General features: G+C 58.9%; 15 protein-coding genes and 2 rRNA genes. 11 read left to right on the forward strand and 6 right to left on the reverse strand.

The annotated features are described in order from the left end of the window. Both AD668_RS10365 and rrf read left to right on the forward strand, forming a co-directional pair. Positions 1 to 150 (forward strand): 23S ribosomal RNA (locus AD668_RS10365); the annotation flags it as partial. Between the two features lie 151 nt (positions 151 to 301). After that, positions 302 to 417, forward strand: a 5S ribosomal RNA gene (gene rrf, locus AD668_RS10370). 196 nt (positions 418 to 613) lie between these two features. On the opposite strand, the gene AD668_RS10375 is transcribed toward rrf, so the two are convergent. The 3 genes from AD668_RS10375 to AD668_RS10385 form a co-directional block, all read right to left on the reverse strand. After that, complete coding sequence (locus AD668_RS10375; protein WP_053158212.1) at positions 614 to 1027, reverse strand: VOC family protein; 414 nt, start codon at positions 1025 to 1027, stop codon at positions 614 to 616. A gap of 88 nt (positions 1028 to 1115) precedes the next feature. After that, positions 1116 to 1775: a TetR/AcrR family transcriptional regulator gene (locus AD668_RS10380; RefSeq protein ID WP_053158013.1), complete on the reverse strand. Its 660-nt coding sequence runs from the start codon at positions 1773 to 1775 to the stop codon at positions 1116 to 1118. Further along, positions 1762 to 2613 carry a 3-hydroxybutyryl-CoA dehydrogenase gene (locus tag AD668_RS10385; RefSeq protein ID WP_053158016.1) on the reverse strand — a complete coding sequence of 284 codons (852 nt, stop codon included), beginning with the start codon at positions 2611 to 2613 and terminating at the stop codon, positions 1762 to 1764. Before AD668_RS10385 ends, AD668_RS10380 begins: the two co-directional genes overlap by 14 nt. Positions 2614 to 2776: 163 nt before the next feature. Here AD668_RS10385 and AD668_RS10390 point away from each other — a divergent pair, with 163 nt between their 5' ends. Together AD668_RS10390 and AD668_RS10395 are read left to right on the forward strand one after the other, a co-directional pair. Next, entirely contained in the window at positions 2777 to 3787 is a 1011-nt protein-coding gene (locus AD668_RS10390) for an AraC family transcriptional regulator (RefSeq protein WP_053158019.1), read from the forward strand. A 141-nt stretch (positions 3788 to 3928) separates the two neighbouring features. After that, positions 3929 to 5056: a hypothetical protein gene (locus AD668_RS10395; protein WP_053158022.1), complete on the forward strand. Its 1128-nt coding sequence runs from the start codon at positions 3929 to 3931 to the stop codon at positions 5054 to 5056. A 177-nt stretch (positions 5057 to 5233) separates the two neighbouring features. Here AD668_RS10395 and AD668_RS10400 read toward each other — a convergent pair whose 3' ends face one another. Continuing rightward, positions 5234 to 5956, reverse strand: a complete 723-nt coding sequence (locus tag AD668_RS10400) for a pirin family protein (RefSeq protein WP_053158025.1) — start codon at positions 5954 to 5956, stop codon at positions 5234 to 5236. 215 nt (positions 5957 to 6171) lie between these two features. Here AD668_RS10400 and AD668_RS10405 point away from each other — a divergent pair, with 215 nt between their 5' ends. Both AD668_RS10405 and AD668_RS10410 read left to right on the forward strand, forming a co-directional pair. Then, entirely contained in the window at positions 6172 to 7122 is a 951-nt protein-coding gene (locus AD668_RS10405) for a GlxA family transcriptional regulator (protein ID WP_053158028.1), read from the forward strand. A 162-nt stretch (positions 7123 to 7284) separates the two neighbouring features. Next, the gene (locus AD668_RS10410) at positions 7285 to 8757 is read left to right on the forward strand and encodes a winged helix-turn-helix domain-containing protein (RefSeq protein WP_053158214.1); all 1473 of its coding nucleotides are present in this window, start codon (positions 7285 to 7287) and stop codon (positions 8755 to 8757) included. On the opposite strand, the gene AD668_RS10415 is transcribed toward AD668_RS10410, so the two are convergent. Then, the gene (locus AD668_RS10415) at positions 8734 to 11538 is read right to left on the reverse strand and encodes a winged helix-turn-helix domain-containing protein (protein ID WP_053158217.1); all 2805 of its coding nucleotides are present in this window, start codon (positions 11536 to 11538) and stop codon (positions 8734 to 8736) included. The two genes, AD668_RS10410 and AD668_RS10415, sit on opposite strands and share 24 nt — an antisense overlap. 342 nt (positions 11539 to 11880) lie before the next feature. Here AD668_RS10415 and AD668_RS10420 point away from each other — a divergent pair, with 342 nt between their 5' ends. Then, positions 11881 to 12456, forward strand: a complete 576-nt coding sequence (locus AD668_RS10420; RefSeq protein WP_053158030.1) for a flavodoxin family protein — start codon at positions 11881 to 11883, stop codon at positions 12454 to 12456. A 33-nt stretch (positions 12457 to 12489) separates the two neighbouring features. Continuing rightward, positions 12490 to 13314 (forward strand): alpha/beta fold hydrolase, encoded by an 825-nt coding sequence (locus AD668_RS10425; RefSeq protein WP_053158033.1) that lies wholly within the window; start codon positions 12490 to 12492, stop codon positions 13312 to 13314. 13 nt (positions 13315 to 13327) lie between these two features. On the opposite strand, the gene AD668_RS10430 is transcribed toward AD668_RS10425, so the two are convergent. Continuing rightward, positions 13328 to 13774 (reverse strand): helix-turn-helix domain-containing protein, encoded by a 447-nt coding sequence (locus AD668_RS10430; protein ID WP_053158036.1) that lies wholly within the window; start codon positions 13772 to 13774, stop codon positions 13328 to 13330. 161 nt (positions 13775 to 13935) lie between these two features. On the opposite strand from AD668_RS10430, the gene AD668_RS10435 reads away from it, so the two are divergent. The 3 genes from AD668_RS10435 to AD668_RS10445 all read left to right on the forward strand — a co-directional run bounded on the left by AD668_RS10435 (position 13936) and on the right by AD668_RS10445 (position 17409). Then, complete coding sequence (locus tag AD668_RS10435) at positions 13936 to 14853, forward strand: LysR family transcriptional regulator (RefSeq protein ID WP_053158039.1); 918 nt, start codon at positions 13936 to 13938, stop codon at positions 14851 to 14853. Positions 14854 to 14959: 106 nt separating this feature from the next. Continuing rightward, positions 14960 to 15571 carry an antibiotic biosynthesis monooxygenase gene (locus AD668_RS10440; RefSeq protein ID WP_053158041.1) on the forward strand — a complete coding sequence of 204 codons (612 nt, stop codon included), beginning with the start codon at positions 14960 to 14962 and terminating at the stop codon, positions 15569 to 15571. Then, entirely contained in the window at positions 15571 to 17409 is a 1839-nt protein-coding gene (locus AD668_RS10445; protein WP_053158043.1) for an amidohydrolase, read from the forward strand. The genes AD668_RS10440 and AD668_RS10445 overlap by 1 nt, the downstream gene beginning before the upstream one ends. The last annotated feature ends 52 nt before the right edge of the window (positions 17410 to 17461 follow it).

Consider the following 17461-nt stretch of genomic DNA (forward strand, 5'->3'; position numbering starts at 1 on the left):
CTAAGCGGGAAACTAGCCTCAAGATGAGATCTCACTGGGACCTTGAGTCCCCTGAAGGGCCGTCGAAGACTACGACGTTGATAGGTTGGGTGTGTAAGCGCTGTGAGGCGTTGAGCTAACCAATACTAATTGCCCGTGAGGCTTGACCATATAACACCCAAGCAATTTGAGTCGAAAGGCCAGATTGCGGTGTGTGAAGACGCAATGAACCGAAAGTTCGAAATACTCACAAAACACCAAGCTATCACATCCCCAATTTGCTGAAGCGCGGCCGACTGGCCACGATTCGGTACCCGAATTTCTTGACGACCATAGAGCATTGGAACCACCTGATCCCATCCCGAACTCAGCAGTGAAACGATGCATCGCCGATGGTAGTGTGGGGTTTCCCCATGTGAGAGTAGGTCATCGTCAAGATTAAATTCCGAAACCCCAATTGCGAAAGCAGTTGGGGTTTTGTTTTTGCGCCTTTTTTTCCTGCGCGAGCGAGCGAGCTCGCGAAAAGGCCCAGGACACGGCGCTGCCGCAGGCAGTTAACGTCATCGGAACGCCACCAGGAGTTAGCTCGTTCCTACGCCGGCGGTGATGTTCTGAGCCAGCCTACAAGCTTCTTTCACTGATCCTTTTCGCAATTGACCATCCACGATACGCCAAACCGGTCGACCAACATGCCGAAGCGTGCGGCCCAAAAGGTGGCTTCCAGCGGCATCTGCACGCGGCCACCCTCAGACAAGGCCGTAAATACCCGTTCAGCTTCGGCAATGCTGTCGACGTTAAGCGAGATCGAACATCCACTCATGTCTTCGGTTGGACGATCAGGGGTAGTGTCTGACCCCATGATCGCCTGGTCGCCTACGGCAAGGCGGGTATGGATGATCAGGTTATGGAGGTCTTCAGGCACGTGCTCGGCGGCAGGTGTTTCGCCAAAGGTCATCATGGCTTCGATCTGGCCAGGCAAACTTTGTGCGTAGAATTCGAAAGCGGCTTTGCAGTCGCCATTGAAGATGAGGTAAGGATTGATTTTCATGTTCGGCTCCAGGTGTTGAAGGTACACATCGGATTGGACGCCGGTTTTTTCGACGAATTCCGATGGTACTGAGCCGACAATCAAAGCGCTAAATCGTGGTGAAGGCGGGGCTTTCTTTAGATATTTTTCCGATTGGTCGGGCCAGGCTTATTGCCTCTGGTGTGCGTTTCGGCGCCAACACTCGCTCAATGGCGCCGCTGACCAGGCTCTCTAATAGTTCATCGCGTTCCTGTTCAGCCAGCGCATGAGCCGGTAGCCAACTGGGGGCGCTGTTGAGCAATGACGCGATGGCATGCCCTGCCGCCAAGACACCTTCCTCGCTGAATCTTGGCTTTACACCCAGTACTTTCAGCAGCATGTGCTCGTATTGCTCTCGCAGTTGTTGTACTCGCTGCTGTTGCTCTGCATTCAGACAGCCACTGTCGCGTTCCACGAGACGGAAATGCCAAGGCATGTCCCGATGCAGGTTCAGGTGCGCACGAATCAGGCTGGTGAGTTTATCGCGCTTCGCCGGCGCTTTTTGCCGGATGCGTTCGAGGGTAGCCAGCAACTCCTCGTAAAACTCCTCGATCAGATCGAGCAGCAAGTGCTGTTTGCTGGGGTAATGATGGTACAGCGAGCCTGGGGAAAGCCCCAGGCAAGTGGCGAGTTCGCGCATGCCGACCTGGCCGAATCCTTTGCTGGCAAACAATTGCAGCACCTTGTCCCGGTACTCGGCGAAACGCGAACAACGCTCAGGCATAGGCATGGAAGCCGCGCCCCGTTTTACGCCCCAGGTAACCGGCAGCGACCATTTCCTTCAGCAACGGAGCGGGACGATACTTGCTGTCGTTGAACCCTTCGTAGAAGGCTTCCATGATCGCCAGTAGTGTATCCAGGCCGATCAGGTCCGCCAGGGCCAGCGGGCCTATGGGTTGATTGCAGCCCAGGCGCATACCAGCGTCGATGTCTTCGGCACTGGCCAACCCCTCCTGGAAAACCAGGATCGATTCGTTGATCATCGGCACCAGGATCCGGTTGACCACGAAGCCAGGGCGATTTCCGGAGGTGATCGCGGTTTTGCCGAGTGTCGTTGCCATGTCCAGCGCCAGTTTGTGAGTGGCGTCGCTGGTTTGCAGACCACGGATGACTTCAATCAGACCCATCACTGGCACCGGATTAAAGAAATGCAGGCCGATGAAACGTTCAGGCTGTTTGACACTGGCAGCGAGTTGGGTGATCGACAGCGATGAAGTATTGGACGCGATCACGCATTCATTGCTGACCTGGTCGGCGATTTGTTGGAGCACGCGCAATTTCAGTTCGAGATTTTCCGTGGCGGCTTCGATCACCAGTTGCGCGTTATGCAAACTGCTGTAATCGGTGCTGGTGCGGATTCTGTCGAGAGTCGCCAGTTTCTGCTCAGACGTCAGGGTCTCTTTGGCAATCTGCCGATCAAGGTTTTTACCAACGGTCGCGACTGCCTTTTGTAGCGCGTTCTCGGAGATATCGATCAAGGTCACGTTGAATCCCGCCATGGCGCAGACTTGCGCAATGCCGTTGCCCATGGTGCCTGCACCGATCACTCCAATGTTTTGCAGATTCATTTTGCGTCCTTCGATCAAACCCTGCGATACCTTCGCCGCCACGGCGGCCGAAGGCGTACTATTGCCACGAGTCTAGAGCCGGCGGGGCGGTTGTCCTATGCCGCAACTGTTCAAGGGCACTGGTGTTTTTTGCCATTCAGATTCTGGGGAGAGAAGCGTTCACATGCGGGAAAAGGACTCGGTTGCTGCCTACTTTGTACAGGCAATGATCCATGGGCTGGGGGACAATCCACCCCGCGTGAAGGCGGTGCTCGAAGAGGCAGGCGTCGATTCTGCGGTCGTGCACCAGCCGTCGGCGCGAGTGCCAGCCAGTGCATTTGCCGCGCTGTGGCTGATACAGATTCGCGAACTCGACGACGAGTTCTTCGGACTAGACTCCCACGGCATGCCACCCGGCAGTTTCGCGCTGATATGCCGGGCCTTGATTCAGGAGCCCGATTTGCACAAGGCCATGCGTCAATGCCTGGCCAACTTCGGGCTGTTCCTGCGCGACTTTCGCGGCACGTTGGCGGTGCGAGGAAAACGTGCGGTCATCAGTCTGCAAACCCATTCGTCGGACTCCAATGCCAGCCGTTTCGGTGAGGAGACGTTCCTGGTGTTGATGATCAGTATTTTGTGCTGGCTGGGTGGCCGCCGCATCCCGATCGACCGCGCCGATTTTCGCCATGCGCGACTGTCGCTCAGCGATGATCGATTGCTTTGGGGGCCCAATCTGACGTTCGGCGCCGAGCGCACAGAAATCGAATTTGCCAGCCATTACCTGAGACTGCCGGTGGTTCAGGATCTCGTGTCGCTGAAGGTGTTTCTGCGCACGGCACCGCAATGGCTGGTGATCCGCTTTCGCAACCAGCACGGCTTGGCGTCACAGGTTCATCAACGCTTGCGTGGCAGTCATTACAGCGAGTGGCCGACGTTGCAGGCCTTCGCGTTGGAGCAGCACCTGAGCCCCAGCACCTTCCGCCGCAAACTGGAACGTGAAGGCTGTTCTTATCAAGAGATCAAGGACGAAGTGCGGCGGGGTGTGGCTTTCGAACAGTTGCGGCAGAGCGGGGCCAGCATCAGTGATATCGCCGAGCAGTTGGGTTTTCAGGAACCCAGTGCCTTTCATCGTGCGTTCAAGAAGTGGACCGGGGAAAGCCCGGGGCGCTATCGGGCGAGGTATCAGGAGCAATGACAGGTGCGCCTGTCAGACGTTTCTGATTCTGCCTGGCTCCGATGATTTCGGCGGACCCAGGCTGTAAAGTCGTCCGTCGTTGTCTCTGTTCAATACTGCTTGAAACAAGGACGCTGATCCCATGGACAGGAGCCCATCGGCATGACCGAATTTGAACCCATCGAATTCAGACCTGAAAAAATCTTATCCAATCGCTATGCGCAACTGAGCCATTGCTTGAAGTGGCTGAGCGAGCGTGCCTGGCCGTTGAGTATCGGTATTCTGCTCACCGCGGGGGTGTACTTGTATCAGTACATTCTGGAGGAAAAGATTCCGCTGAGCATCACGTCTTCGGCCGTCATCACTGCACTTCCCGTGATGTCCGCGATACTGGTTTTCGTCATTTCGGTGCTGCTGGCCTTCGTCCTCCTGCCGATCTTCGTTCTGTTTCATCGATTGAATTCGTCCGAAAAACGCCTGAGCGATGATTTCAGTTTCGACCACAAGTGCCCTCAATCCAGAAGTCGCCATTTGCGATTGCTGGGGCGCTGGGGTGGAGGCTTGCTCATTCTGGGGATTTTCTGTGCCCTGTTGAGCGGTATTGGCTCTCAGGTGCAGGGTAACCTGCTATGGGGGGCTGGCGCAGTGCTGGGTACGGTCTTGACGCTGGCGGCTTATTATTGGCTGATGACCCTTGGAGTGGATGGGCCGATATCGACGGAGTTTCGATTTGCCTGTGTGATGTCGGCGTTCGTGCAGCTGGGGGTCATCCTCAATGTCACCATTGTTGTAATAAGCATTGCCAGTCAGTACGTCAGTAGTGTCCTGTGGCTTGTTCCTCTGATGCTGGGCGAGTTGTTGCTTGTATGGTTGATCCAGCTTCTCGGTGCGCAGCTCGTGGTGAAAGTGCGCGGCCATGAGAATCCGGTCGCCCTTTTAGCGATCGCCGTGATAGCCGTGGTGATCGGACTGGGCTTGTATCCCCCTTCCGGTGCCAAGCTCGGTGGGTTTGCCTTTCAAATCTCCGCCTCTGGGGCCCGCCATTGCACGATCATGAGTTTCGATGCCGAACGTAAAGGGTTCGAATCAATAGTGGATCCCGACAGACCTGGCTTGAGTCGCCCGTTGCGGATCATCGCCGAGGCTGACGGTACATACTTTGTTCGGCCCTGGAAGACCGAATCCAAAGCCGTGCAGTTTGTACCGCGTGCCAGCCTGACCGGGATCGATGCCTGTCCTGGCGCCAGGGAAATGAGCAAAAATGCTCAAACCGACAGTTCCTCAGCTTAAGGCACAGGCGTGGTTTGGTTTCAACGCCTGTCTCGGCCCGACTACTGGACCGGGTTTGGCGTTCATCAAACCGTCGAGGCCTTGTTGATACTGGTGCCTCCAAGGCTCAAGCTGTTGGTGTGGGTACCGCCAGGCACCAATAGGTGCCTGTCGATTTAGACCCCGGCGACGCAAGGCTCATGGCATTTCCGGCAGTTCTTGTGGACGCAGGTCGAACACCAGCACTTCGGCATCGACGCCATTGTTCAAAGTCAGCACCTGCTCCTCACGGATGCGCACACCGTCGCCTTCCTGCAACAACACGCCGTTGAGTTCGACGCTCCCCCGTGCGATGTGTACATAGGCATAGCGATTGGCCGCAAGTTCCAGGGTGGCGCTTTCCTTGCCATCGATCAGAGCGGCATAGACCCGCGCATCCTGGCGTACCTTCAGTGAACCCTTGGCGCCGTCCGGAGAAATGATCAGTTGCAGACGCCCGCGTTTTTTCTGTGTACTGAAGTGTTCCTGCTGATAGCGCGGTTTGGCGCCACTGACATCCGGCACGATCCAGATTTGCAGAAAATGAACCGGTCGGTTGCTGGAGTGGTTGTACTCGCTGTGGGCCACGCCGCTACCGGCGCTCATCAACTGTACGTCACCCGGGCGAATCACCGATCCGGTACCGAGGGTATCTTTGTGTTCCAAAGCACCCTCAAGCACGTAAGAGAAAATCTCCATGTCGCGGTGCGGATGCTGGCCGAAGCCTTTTCCGGCAGCCACGCGGTCATCGTTGATCACCAGCAGGTCGGAAAACCCCTGTTCTTTGGGATTACGGTAGCTGGCGAAAGAAAAGGTGTGAAACGATTTCAACCAGCCATGATTGGCCAGACCACGATCCGAGGCTTTGCGAAGAGTCAGCATGAAGAATTCTCCTGGAGGGACGTAGTGTCGTCCGAGTGAGGAGAAGATTAATGTTTACTGATTGATGCAATAAGTAGGTGGAAACTGAAATACTGTCTCTTTCAAGTTGACAGTTTCATTAGAGCCGTCCTGTATTTATCTGCCGTGTTCGCGGCACAATTGGCACTCAGCGTGCCTGCTCGTCCCTATCTATTGATTCCAGTGATGTTCACCTCATGAAAACCGTGGCGATGGTGCTGTTCCCTAATTTTCTTCTGCTCGACATGGCCGGGCCGATGGAGGTGTTTTCCATCGCTAACCGTTACTTGAAGCCCGATGACCATTATGTGCTGTCGACCATCGGCACAGAGCCTGGTGCGCTGCGAGCGTCCAATGGAGTGACCGTGCAGGCCGATGCCCACATCGACCAGGTCAGTCAGGGATTTGATTTGCTGCTGGTACCCGGCGGCCCTGGCGCCTACAACGAAAAGCATCCAGCATTGCTCGATTGGCTCAAGCGCAACGTCAGGCGCTCCGTCGGTTTTGGCTCCATCTGCACGGGCGCGTTTGTGTTGGGGCATGCCGGTTTGCTGGATGGTTACCGAGTGACCACTCATTGGCACTACACCGAACGACTGATCAAAGGGTTCCCGAGCGCGACGGTCGAGACCGATCAGATATTTATCCGGGACCGTAATCTGATCACTTCCGGCGGCGTAACGGCGGGGATCGATCTGGCATTGTCGGTGGTGGCTCAGGATCATGGGAAAAAAGTCGCCCAGGACGTGGCCAAGGTGTTGTTGGTGGTGATGAAACGCCAGGGCGGACAGGCGCAGTTTAGTCCGTTGATGGCCGCAGTGGCGCCCATTGAGACCGCGATTACCCGCGTGCAAAACCATGTGCTGGAGCATCTCGACGAAGCGTTCAGCATCGAGCGCATGGCGAGTCTGGCGTCCATGAGTCCACGCCATTTCGCCCGGGTGTTCACCCGGGAGGTGAGCATGACACCCATGGAGTTTTTGCAAAGCGCGCGCATCGATTGCGCGCGCAATCTGCTGGAAACCAGCGAGTTGCCGCTCAAGACCGTGGCGTTTAAAAGCGGGTTCGGCAGTGTGCGACACATGCGTTTTCTATTCAGTGAAAAGATCGGCCTGACACCGACCCAATACCGCGAACAATTCAGTTAAACCCGATCTGTCCGTTATGCGCACCGAAATGACCGTGACGCTCCCTTCGTGGCAGTTGTACGCTTACCGAGGCCTGCCAAGATACCCGTAACTCATTGCAAGGAAGGTGCGGAGCCTGGAAGGACTCACGTGTCGATCCAGGTTGCCAGCGGGTATCAGCCTATGAACAGCCTCAGAAACTCGAGCAGTGAAGCGGTGCTGCAATTTGGTCCTTACGCATTCCATCTCGGCCAACGACTGGTCCTGGAAGGCGATCGACCACTTCGCCTGGGCGGCCGCGCGCTGGATGTCTTGCAAGTGCTGGTCGAGCACGCGGGTTCGGTGGTCAGCAAGGAAGCGCTGATTGCGCAGGTCTGGCCGAAGTCCGTGGTCGAAGAAATCAATTTGCGCGTACATATTGCCTCGTTGCGTCGAGCACTGGGCGGCGGGCAGGGTGGTCATTGCTACATCATCAATATTCCCCAGCGTGGCTACAGTTTTGTCGCACCGGTGCAGCACTTGCCAGCGACCCTGCCGACTCGGATCCAGACCCTGCACAAATCGCCGCACAACCTGCCGGCCAGGCTCACGCCCGTCACCGGGCGTGATGCAGTGGTGGGCAATCTGGTCCGGCAGTTGCCAATGCAACGTTTGATGACAGTGGTCGGGCCCTGCGGAATCGGCAAAACCACGGTGGCACTGCGTGTTGCCGAATTGTTGTTGCAGCACTACCAGGATGGTGTGTGGCTGGCGGATCTGTCGGTGATTGATGATCCTGCACAAGTGAGTAATCTGCTCACACGCATCCTTGAGCTGGAGGTCGGCGCGACGCTGGCGACGGTGGGTCAACGACATGCGTTGCTGGTGCTCGATAACTGCGAGCACTTGCTTGAATGCTGCCGTACCTTGTGTGAAGCGCTGATGGCCGCTGCGCCTCGAGTATCGATCCTGGTGACCAGCCGCGAACCGCTCATGGCCACCGGCGAAACCGTGTTGCGGTTACCTCCGCTGACGGTGCCACCGGTTGTGGCGCTGCGCAGTGTTGCCGAAGCCATGAGTTACTCGGCCGTGCAGTTATTTGTCAGTCGCGCCAGAGCGAGCCAACAGGGGTTTACCCTGCGCGAACAAGACCTGCGGAGTGTGCGCGAAATTTGTCGTCGGCTCGATGGTTTACCCTTGGCGATCGAACTCGCGGCAGCGCAGATCGATGCGTTGGCGCTGGTTGGGCTGCAAGCGCAACTGGGCAACTGTTTTCAATTACTGACCCAGGGCCGCCGCACGGCCGTGCCCCGGCATCAAACCCTCAAGGCTGCGCTGGACTGGAGCTATGAGCGACTCAGCCTGTTGGAGCAGAGGGTGCTACAGCGTCTGGCGGTGTTCAAAATGGCTTTCACCCAGGACGCCGCGGTTGGCGTGGTCAGCGGCGATGGATTGGCGGCTGCCGACCTGATCAAGGTGATGGAGAACCTGGCACTCAAGTCGCTGTTGTCGCTGGAGCAGGGCAGTGGTACGGCACGCTACCGGTTGCTCAACACCACCCGACGCTATGTTCTGGAAAAACTTGAGGGCAGCGGTCAGTTGAGCGACATGGAAAGTCGTTGTGCTCACTACTTCAGTCAGACACGAAGTACGTCAGGCCGACAGGTCGGCCTGTAACTCTCCGAGTAAGCGCTGAACAGTCTTCAGGTCAGTAGTGGCGAACCCTTCGGTATAGCGGCTGTAGATCGGCGCCAGCAGATCATGGGCCTGTTGTTGACGGCCCTGTCGCCGCCAAAGTGTCGCCAGTGAGGTGGCGCTGCGCAATTCCCAGGCCAGTGCACCTTGGACGCTGGCCACGTTCAGTGCCTTCAGCAGCACGGTCTCGGCCATATCGGTTTGAGTCGGGCATTCTCTCGCGAGCATCCCTTCGGCATAAACGCGCAGAATTTCTGCCGTACTCCAGCCCGCCGCACCGGTTTCAGCCCGCTTGAGTTGAGCGTCATCAATGAAGCCTGAGTCCAGCGTGATCATGATTTCGCTGATCAAGCCCGCACCAGGACAAGGGAGCGCGTATTTATCGGTGCTGCCGATCACCCGCGCATACTGTTTCGCCCAGTTGTAGAACAGCAGGACCGAATGTTTCTGTGCCTGTTCCATCAGCAGCTTCAGCAGTTCGCGGGCGTTGCCGGTGTCGCCGTTGTAATGGGCGATCAAACAGCCGGACAGCGCCAGGGTGTAGCAGATCGACGTGCCGTGATTGATTTGCAGCGCGATGTCCAGCGCCTGGCGCGCGGCGCGCCAGGCCTGCTCCGGTTGGCCCTGTAGCCAGAGGATGCGCGCCAGAATGGTCAGGGCTGCGACGCTCTGGTCGTATTGCACGCCGAATCCATGGGTGAAGCGATTGAGATGCCCGCTGTGGGCCATGCGTTGCAGGACCTGTTCGGCATGCGCCCGCGCCTGTGCTTGATCGCCGTAAAAATGCAGGGCCAACACCCGCAAGCGTTGAGAGCTCAAGGACAGCAGCGCGTTGCCATTGAACCCCAATTGATCGAATTGCCGGCTTTGCTCAAGGGCCATCCGATAATTGCCACAACTGAGATTGACCGCCATGTGACCGGAGAGCGCGCGTAGTTGACCGGTCACATCGTTGCAGTGATCCGCCAGGGCTCTGGCGTTGACAAAGACTGCGACGGTTTCAGCCGTTGCGCCCTGGGCGTGATAACAGGCGCTGCCCAGGGCCAGTTGCAAGGTCATTTTCAGCCGCGGGCAGGACTCGGGCTCGGTTTCCAGGAGTGCCAGAGCCTTGCGCACATGACCGCTGTGTTCCTTGAGCAAAGACAATTCCTGCCACAGAGGGGTAGAGGCGGCGGCCAGGCGTATGGCCAAGTCCCTCGGACCGTTGGCATTCAAGCCCCAGTCCAGGGCGGCGCGGATATCTTCCAGCGCGCGAGCGTATCGCTCGATCCACAGGCCGGTCGATGTTTTTTCCCAATCGTTTTGCGCCTGCTGCATCAGGGTCAGGCAGCGCTCGGCATGGCGCTCCCGAGTACCCTGCAGGTCTTGGGTCAGCGCGAGCTTTTCCAGAGCATAACTGCGGGTGGTATCGAGCAAGCGATAGAACACCTCTTCGTCACCCACTGCCACATTCAGCAGGGACTTGGCGACCAGTTGCGTGATTGAGCCAAACACTTCGCGAGGCTCAATGTGCCCGCCGACAATCACCGCCGCCGCCGAGGCCAGGGTGAAGCCGCCCCGGAACACCGCCAGTCGACGCAGGCACGTCTGCTCGCAGGCGCTGAGTAAATCAAAGCTCCAATCCAGCGTGGCACGCAGGGTCTGGTGTCGAGCCAAGGGCAGCTGAGAGGGCTGGGTGAGCACGCGGAAACTGCTTTGCAATTGCCCAAGCAAGCCGCGCAGGCCGAAGCGGTACACTTGCGCCGCCGCCAGTTCGATGGCCAGTGGAATTCCGTCCAGGCGGTGGCAGATTTCGCTCAGCAACGGTAACTCGTCATCGCTCAGTTCAAAATTGTCATGGCTGGCCGTGGCGCGCTCAATGAACAATTGCAGCGCGGAAAAGGCCAGGGCCTGGTGGCGGTCGAGGACGGCGATGGGCGGTGGGCAGTCCAGTGGTTCGAGGCGCTGAACATACTCCCCCTCGGCTCGCAGGCTTTCGCGACTGGTGGCCAGGATGTGCACCTGTGGCGCGGCACGCAGGATGTTTTCGCTGAGCACCGCAACGGCATCGATCAGGTGTTCACAGTTGTCGATAACCAGCAGCATATGCCGGTCATGCAGGCACGCCGCGAAGCTGCCCGTCAGTTCCTCCTCGTGCAGGGTCAAGTCGAGCAGCGTCGCCAGGTGGGCGGGGATCAGCAACGGATCGTTGATCGGCGCCAGGTCCAACAGGCGAATGCCGTCCCGGAAATGCCCGAGCAGTTGTTCGGCGACTCGCAGGGCCACGGTGGTCTTGCCGATACCGCCCGGACCGATCAGGGTGATGAAGCGTTGGCGCGGTAGCTGTTTGACCAGATGATCGAGCACGGCTTGCCGGCCAATCATGCGCGTGTGACGCATGGGCAGATTGTGCGCGACCGGTCGGGGCGCTACGGGTGACGACGGTTGTTTGATCTGTTCCAGCGAGTAAGGTGCAACAAAGCTGTACCCGCGCTGGGCCACGGTGACGATGTAGCGCTGGCCGGCCTGACCGTCACCGAGTGCTTTGCGCAGCGCGGCCATGTGCACTCGCAAGTTGATGTCTTCGACCACGCTGTTGGGCCAGACCTGCGCGATCAGCTGTTGCTTGCTGACCACGTTCCCTGCGTGTTCGAGCAGGATCAACAGGATGTCCATGGCGCGTCGGCCCAGGCGCAGGGGCTGATCGGCCTCCATCACCAGGCGTTGTCCAGGGTAGATCCGGTAGGGACCGAAATGCACGGCCTGCTCGAGGGGAAGGATCAATGTCTCACTCCGGCTGAATACGTCTTGTTCGCGCTCTTCGAGCATGTTCTTCGGGTTTTTTATCCGGCGCAATGCACTGTCCGGCTGACTGTCGGGTGTGCGCATTGACTGTAGCGTATCCGTGCGTGGCGTTGGTCCCGTGAATGTTGGGCAAGACATTGACTTGGCGTCTGTCGGAGCCTTTTGCGCGCCGTGGAAAATTAACAACGATTAACTCGTGCTGTGTCCGCCTTACCCCAAAAATCCGCAGGAGCTGCCGCAGGCTGCGATTTTTTAGAGGATCAACAGATCGCAGCCTGCGCAAGCGCCTACAAGGGATCAAGACTTCTGGAGGATGGCGCAATGAGCAACGTGGTGGTGGTCTATCACAGCGGCTACGGGCACACCCGGGTTCTGGCGCACGCCGTGGCCGCCGGGGTGGAGCGGCACCCGGGCAGCACTTGCGAGCTGATCCCGGTCGAGGACGTCGACGCCCATTGGGACCGATTGCACACCGCCGACGCCATCATCTTCGGCGCGCCGACCTACATGGGCAGCGCCTCGGCGGCTTTCAAGGGGTTCATGGAGGCCACGGCGGCGTTCTATCTGGCCCAGCCGTGGCGCGACAAGCTCGCTGCTGGCTTCACCAATTCCGGCTGCCTGTGCGGTGACAAACTCAACACCTTGTTGCAGATGGCCGTGTTTGCCGCTCAGCACTCGATGATCTGGGTCGGCCTCGACCTGCTGCCGGCGCGCTCCAGTACCGGCGTGTTCAGCGGTCAACTCAATCGACTGGGCAGCTCCCTCGGCGCCATGGCCCAGTCGAACGTCGAACAATCCCCTGACGATGCACCACCCGCCGAGGACCGTTGCACTGCCGCGCACCTGGGCGAGCGCGTGGCACGCCTGGCCGATCGCCTGAATTCATTTACGGATTGAAACACCCCAACACTCGTACAGGAGGCATCACCCATGAGCACCTTCACCACCCGCGACGGCACCGAGATTTACTACAAGGACTGGGGCACCGGACAACCGATTGTATTCAGCCACGGTTGGCCGCTGAATGCCGACAGCTGGGAATCGCAGATGATCTTCCTGGCGTCCAAGGGCTACCGGGTCATCGCTCATGACCGTCGCGGACATGGTCGGTCCAGCCAGCCGTGGTCAGGCAACGACATGGACCATTACGCCGACGACCTGGCGCAGTTGATTGAACGGCTCGACTTGCAAAACGCCGTGCTGTTCGGCTTCTCAACCGGTGGTGGGGAAGTGGCGCGATACATCGGCCGACATGGCACCGCACGTGTGGCCAAGGCCGGGCTGATTTCTTCGGTGCCGCCGCTGATGCTCAAGACCGAAGCCAACCCTGGAGGCCTGCCACTGGAGGTGTTCGACGGCATTCGTCAGGCATCCCTGGCGGACCGTTCGCAGCTGTACATCGACCTCGCCAGCGGTCCGTTCTTTGGCTTCAACAAACCTGATGCCAAGCCGTCTCAGGGCATGATCGACTGGTTCTGGCTGCAGGGCATGATGGCGGGGCACAAGAACGCCTATGACTGCATCAAGGCGTTCTCCGAAACCGACTTTACCGAAGATCTGAAGAAATTCGACGTGCCGACCCTGGTGGTGCATGGAGACGCGGATCAGGTGGTGCCTTACGAAGCAGCGGGCGTGGCCTCGGCGGGACTGGTGAAGGGCTCGATCCTGAAGATTTACCCGGGCGCTCCTCATGGTTTGACGGACACCCACAAGGACCAGCTCAACGCTGACCTGTTGGCGTTCTTGAAAGGTTAAATAGCCGGAGCTCCTACACGGTCGCGTGCATACCCGTAGGAGCTGCCGAAGGCTGCGATCTTTTTCTTTTCACTATCTTGCCGCGCCACGCAAACGGATTGATGCCTTCGCTGCGGGTGAAGATATGGCAGAAGTGCGCCTGGTCGCAGAAACCGCATTCGAGACTGATTTGCGTAAGGCTCAAGTCGGTCTGCTGGATCAACTGCTTGGCCCGGGCAATGCGCTGTCGGCGAATCCAGTCCTGCGGCGAGTGGCCGGTGCTGCACTTGAACGCGCGGGAGAAGTGGCTGCGGGAGAGGGCACAGGCGCGTGCCAGTTCAGTGACTTCGAGGCTGTCGCCGAGGCGGTCGAGGATCAACTGCTTGATCAGTCGTTCGCGTTGCGGGCTGAGGCGGCCGGTACTTTTCATCGGTGCGGGCGAGAATGACGCGGGAGCGGCATTTTGCTGAACGTGAGCCATGGCGAATGTCCGTATCGGTAGACTTTCATTTTTGGACCCGAAGGCTCTGGCTTGCGAGTTAATCGTTGTTAATTGCGCTGCCATCGCGAGATGTCTTGAGTAAAGTCAGACACAATCGAACCTCCTCGCACCTGGCCCGAACATACTAGGAATCCGTGCCCATGAACCGTAACGATCTGCGTCGCGTCGACATGAACCTGCTGGTGATTTTCGAAGCGCTGATGTTCGAAAAGAACCTGACCCGCGTCGCGGAAAAACTGTTCATGGGGCAGCCGGCGGTGAGTGCCGCGCTGGGACGTTTGCGTGATCTGTTCGACGATCCGTTGTTGTTGCGCAACGGTCGTGGCATGGAGCCGACCGCGCGGGCGCTGGCAATTCTCAAGGAACTGCAACCGGCGATGGACACTATTTCCGGAGCGGTCAGCCGGGCCAGGGAATTTGATCCGGCGACCAGTTGCGATGTGTTCCGCATCGGGCTGTCGGACGACGCGGAGTTCGGTTTGTTTCCGTCGTTGTTGCGCCAGTTGCAGGAAGAGGCGCCGGGGATTGTCGTGATCGTGCGCCGGGCCAATTATCTGTTGATGCCGGCGTTGCTGGCGTCGGGGGAGATTTCGGTGGGCGTGAGCTACACCACGGATCTGCCGGCCAATGCCAAGCGCAAGAAGCTGCGCGATATTACGTGCAAGGTTTTGCGTGGCGATACCCGGCCTGGGCCGCTGACGCTGGATGAGTACTGTGAGCGCCCCCATGCGATGGTGTCGTTTTCCGGTGACCTGAGCGGCAACATCGATCTGGATCTGGCCAAGGTCGGGCGTAGTCGTCGCGTGGTGCTGGGGGTGCCGCAGTTCAGTGGGTTGCGGGCGTTGCTTGCCGGGACCGAGATGATCGCGACGGTGCCGGATTACGCAGCGTGTGCTTTGGTCGAGGGATGTGGGTTGCGAGCTGAGGATCCGCCGTTTGCAATTGAGGCGGCGCAGTTGTCGATGGCCTGGAGCGGGGTGCATGACAATGATCCGGCGGAGCGGTGGTTGCGGTCGCGCATTGGTCAGTTCATGTCTGCTTCTCTGGATATTTCGTAGCAGCCAAAAGCCGTCGGCCAGGCACCGCTGAAAAGAGCACGTACATTCAATTTTTTCTCCCGTCGCACCGGCATTCTGAATATCCAATTCGTCGGAGCCTTGCGAAATGCCTGATTCCAATCGACTCGAGCCGACCCGCCCGGGAGCTGATGAGGTCGTGACCCTGATCGTCAAGCACCGGGTCAAGGCCGGTTTTGAAGTGCCTTACGAAGCGTGGCTGCGAAACATTGTCAAAGTCGCCGGGCAGAATGTCGGGCATCTGGGTGTCGATGTCGTGCGCGGCAAGCGCGCTGGCCTCGACACTTATACTTGCGTGCTACGCTTTTGCTCCACCGAGGCCATGCAGGGTTGGCTCGATTCGCCGCAACGGCAGAAACTGGTCGACGAAGCCGCGCCGATGCTCGCCGATGGCGACCAGACCGAAATCAATCCGGTCAACGAGTTCTGGTTTGCCCCGCAGGCTGACGCCGGAGTACCGCCGCCGCGCTGGAAGCAGGCAGTCGTGACGCTGTTGGTGATCCTGCCGCACACCTTGCTGGTGCCGCTGATCTGGGGGCCGCTGCTGCGGGTTAACACCTTGCTTTCAAACTATGTGGTGGCGACGTTCCTGATCACGCTGACCATCGTGCTGTCGGTGGTGTACGTCTTCATGCCGTTGGCGACGCGCCTGTTCGCGTCCTGGTTGTCCGAATCCACTTTGCCCAAGGAGGAACCGTGATGAACGCCGATCTGATTCTGTTCAATGGCCACTTCCACACCGTCGACCGCGAGAACCCGCTCGCCAGTGCCGTGGCGATCAGCGACGGTCGTTTCGTCGCGGTGGGCAGCGATGCCGAGGCCATGGCCCTGCGCGGCTCAAATACGCAAGTCATCGACTTGAAGGGCCGCTGTGTGATTCCCGGGCTGAACGACTCGCACCTGCACCTCATCCGTGGCGGTTTGAACTACAACCTCGAATTGCGTTGGGAGGGCGTGCCTTCGTTGGCCGATGCGTTGCGCATGCTCAAGGATCAGGCGGACCGCACGCCGACACCGCAATGGGTGCGGGTGGTCGGTGGCTGGAACGAATTCCAGTTTGCCGAGAAGCGCATGCCGACGTTGGCAGAGCTCAATCAAGCCGCGCCGGACACCCCCGTGTTTGTGCTGCATTTGTACGACCGCGCCTTGCTCAACCGTGCGGCGTTGCGGGTAGCCGGGTATACGCGCGACACGCCGAACCCGCCGGGGGGCGAGATTGTGCGCGACGCCAATGGCGAGCCGACCGGCATGCTGGTGGCGCGGCCGAACGCGATGATCCTGTATTCGACCTTGGCGAAAGGACCAAAACTGCCGCTGGAATATCAGGTCAACTCGACTCGCCAGTTCATGCGTGAACTCAATCGCCTGGGCCTGACCAGCGCCATCGACGCCGGCGGTGGATTTCAGAACTATCCGGACGATTACCAGGTGATCGAGCAGTTGGCCAGGGATGAGCAACTGACCGTGCGCATCGCCTACAACCTGTTCACCCAGAAACCCCGGGAAGAGCTGACCGACTTCAAAAACTGGACCAGCAGCGTGTCGCTTCACCAGGGTGATGACTACCTCCGGCACAACGGCGCCGGGGAAATGCTGGTGTTTTCGGCGGCGGATTTCGAAGACTTCCTTGAGCCGCGCCCGGACCTGCCACCATCCATGGAAGCGGAACTGGAGCCGGTGGTGCGACATCTCGTCGAGCAGCGCTGGCCGTTCCGTTTACACGCCACCTACAACGAATCCATCAGCCGCATGCTCGACGTATTCGAGAAGGTCAATCGCGACATCCCGTTCAACGGTTTGCCGTGGTTTTTCGATCACGCAGAGACCATCACCCCGCAGAACATCGAGCGGGTGAGGGCGCTCGGCGGCGGCATTGCGATTCAGGATCGCATGGCATTTCAAGGCGAATATTTCGTCGAGCGTTATGGTGCGAAAGCAGCCGAAGCCACTCCGCCGATCAAGCGCATGCTCGCCGAGGGCGTGCCGGTGGGCGCGGGCACGGATGCGACGCGGGTGTCGAGCTACAACCCATGGACTTCGCTGTACTGGATGGTCAGCGGTCGCACCGTCGGTGGCATGGAGTTGCACGCCGAGGGCCTGTCACGCCTGACGGCATTGGAACTGTTCACCCACGGCAGCGCCTGGTTCTCGTCCGAGCAAGGCAAGAAGGGCCAGATCAAGGTCGGGCAATTGGCTGACGTCGCTGCGCTCAGCGCGGACTTTTTCAGCGTCGATGAAGAAGCGATCAAGTGGATTGAGTCCGTCTTGACCGTGGTCGGCGGCAAGGTGGTGTATGGCGCCGGTGACTTCGAAAAGCTCGGGCCGTCCAGCGTGCCGGTGCTGCCGGACTGGTCGCCGGTGGTCAAAGTGCCGGGCCACTGGCGCCCGGCCTCGCCGATGCAGGCTCAGGTTCACCATTGCAGCGGCCCGTGCGTGGTGCACTCCCACAGTCATGAACGGGCACGCCTGTCGAATGCACCGGTCAGTGATTTTGTCGGGTTCTGGGGCGCTTTCGGCTGTTCGTGCTTTGCTTTCTGAAGCATTCAAAGAGGTGCTGACGATCACCGCCAGCACCGCCAGCAATAACCAT

Origin of the sequence: Pseudomonas sp. P1.8 (genome assembly GCF_001269805.1) — a bacterium.
Lineage (GTDB): Bacteria > Pseudomonadota > Gammaproteobacteria > Pseudomonadales > Pseudomonadaceae > Aquipseudomonas.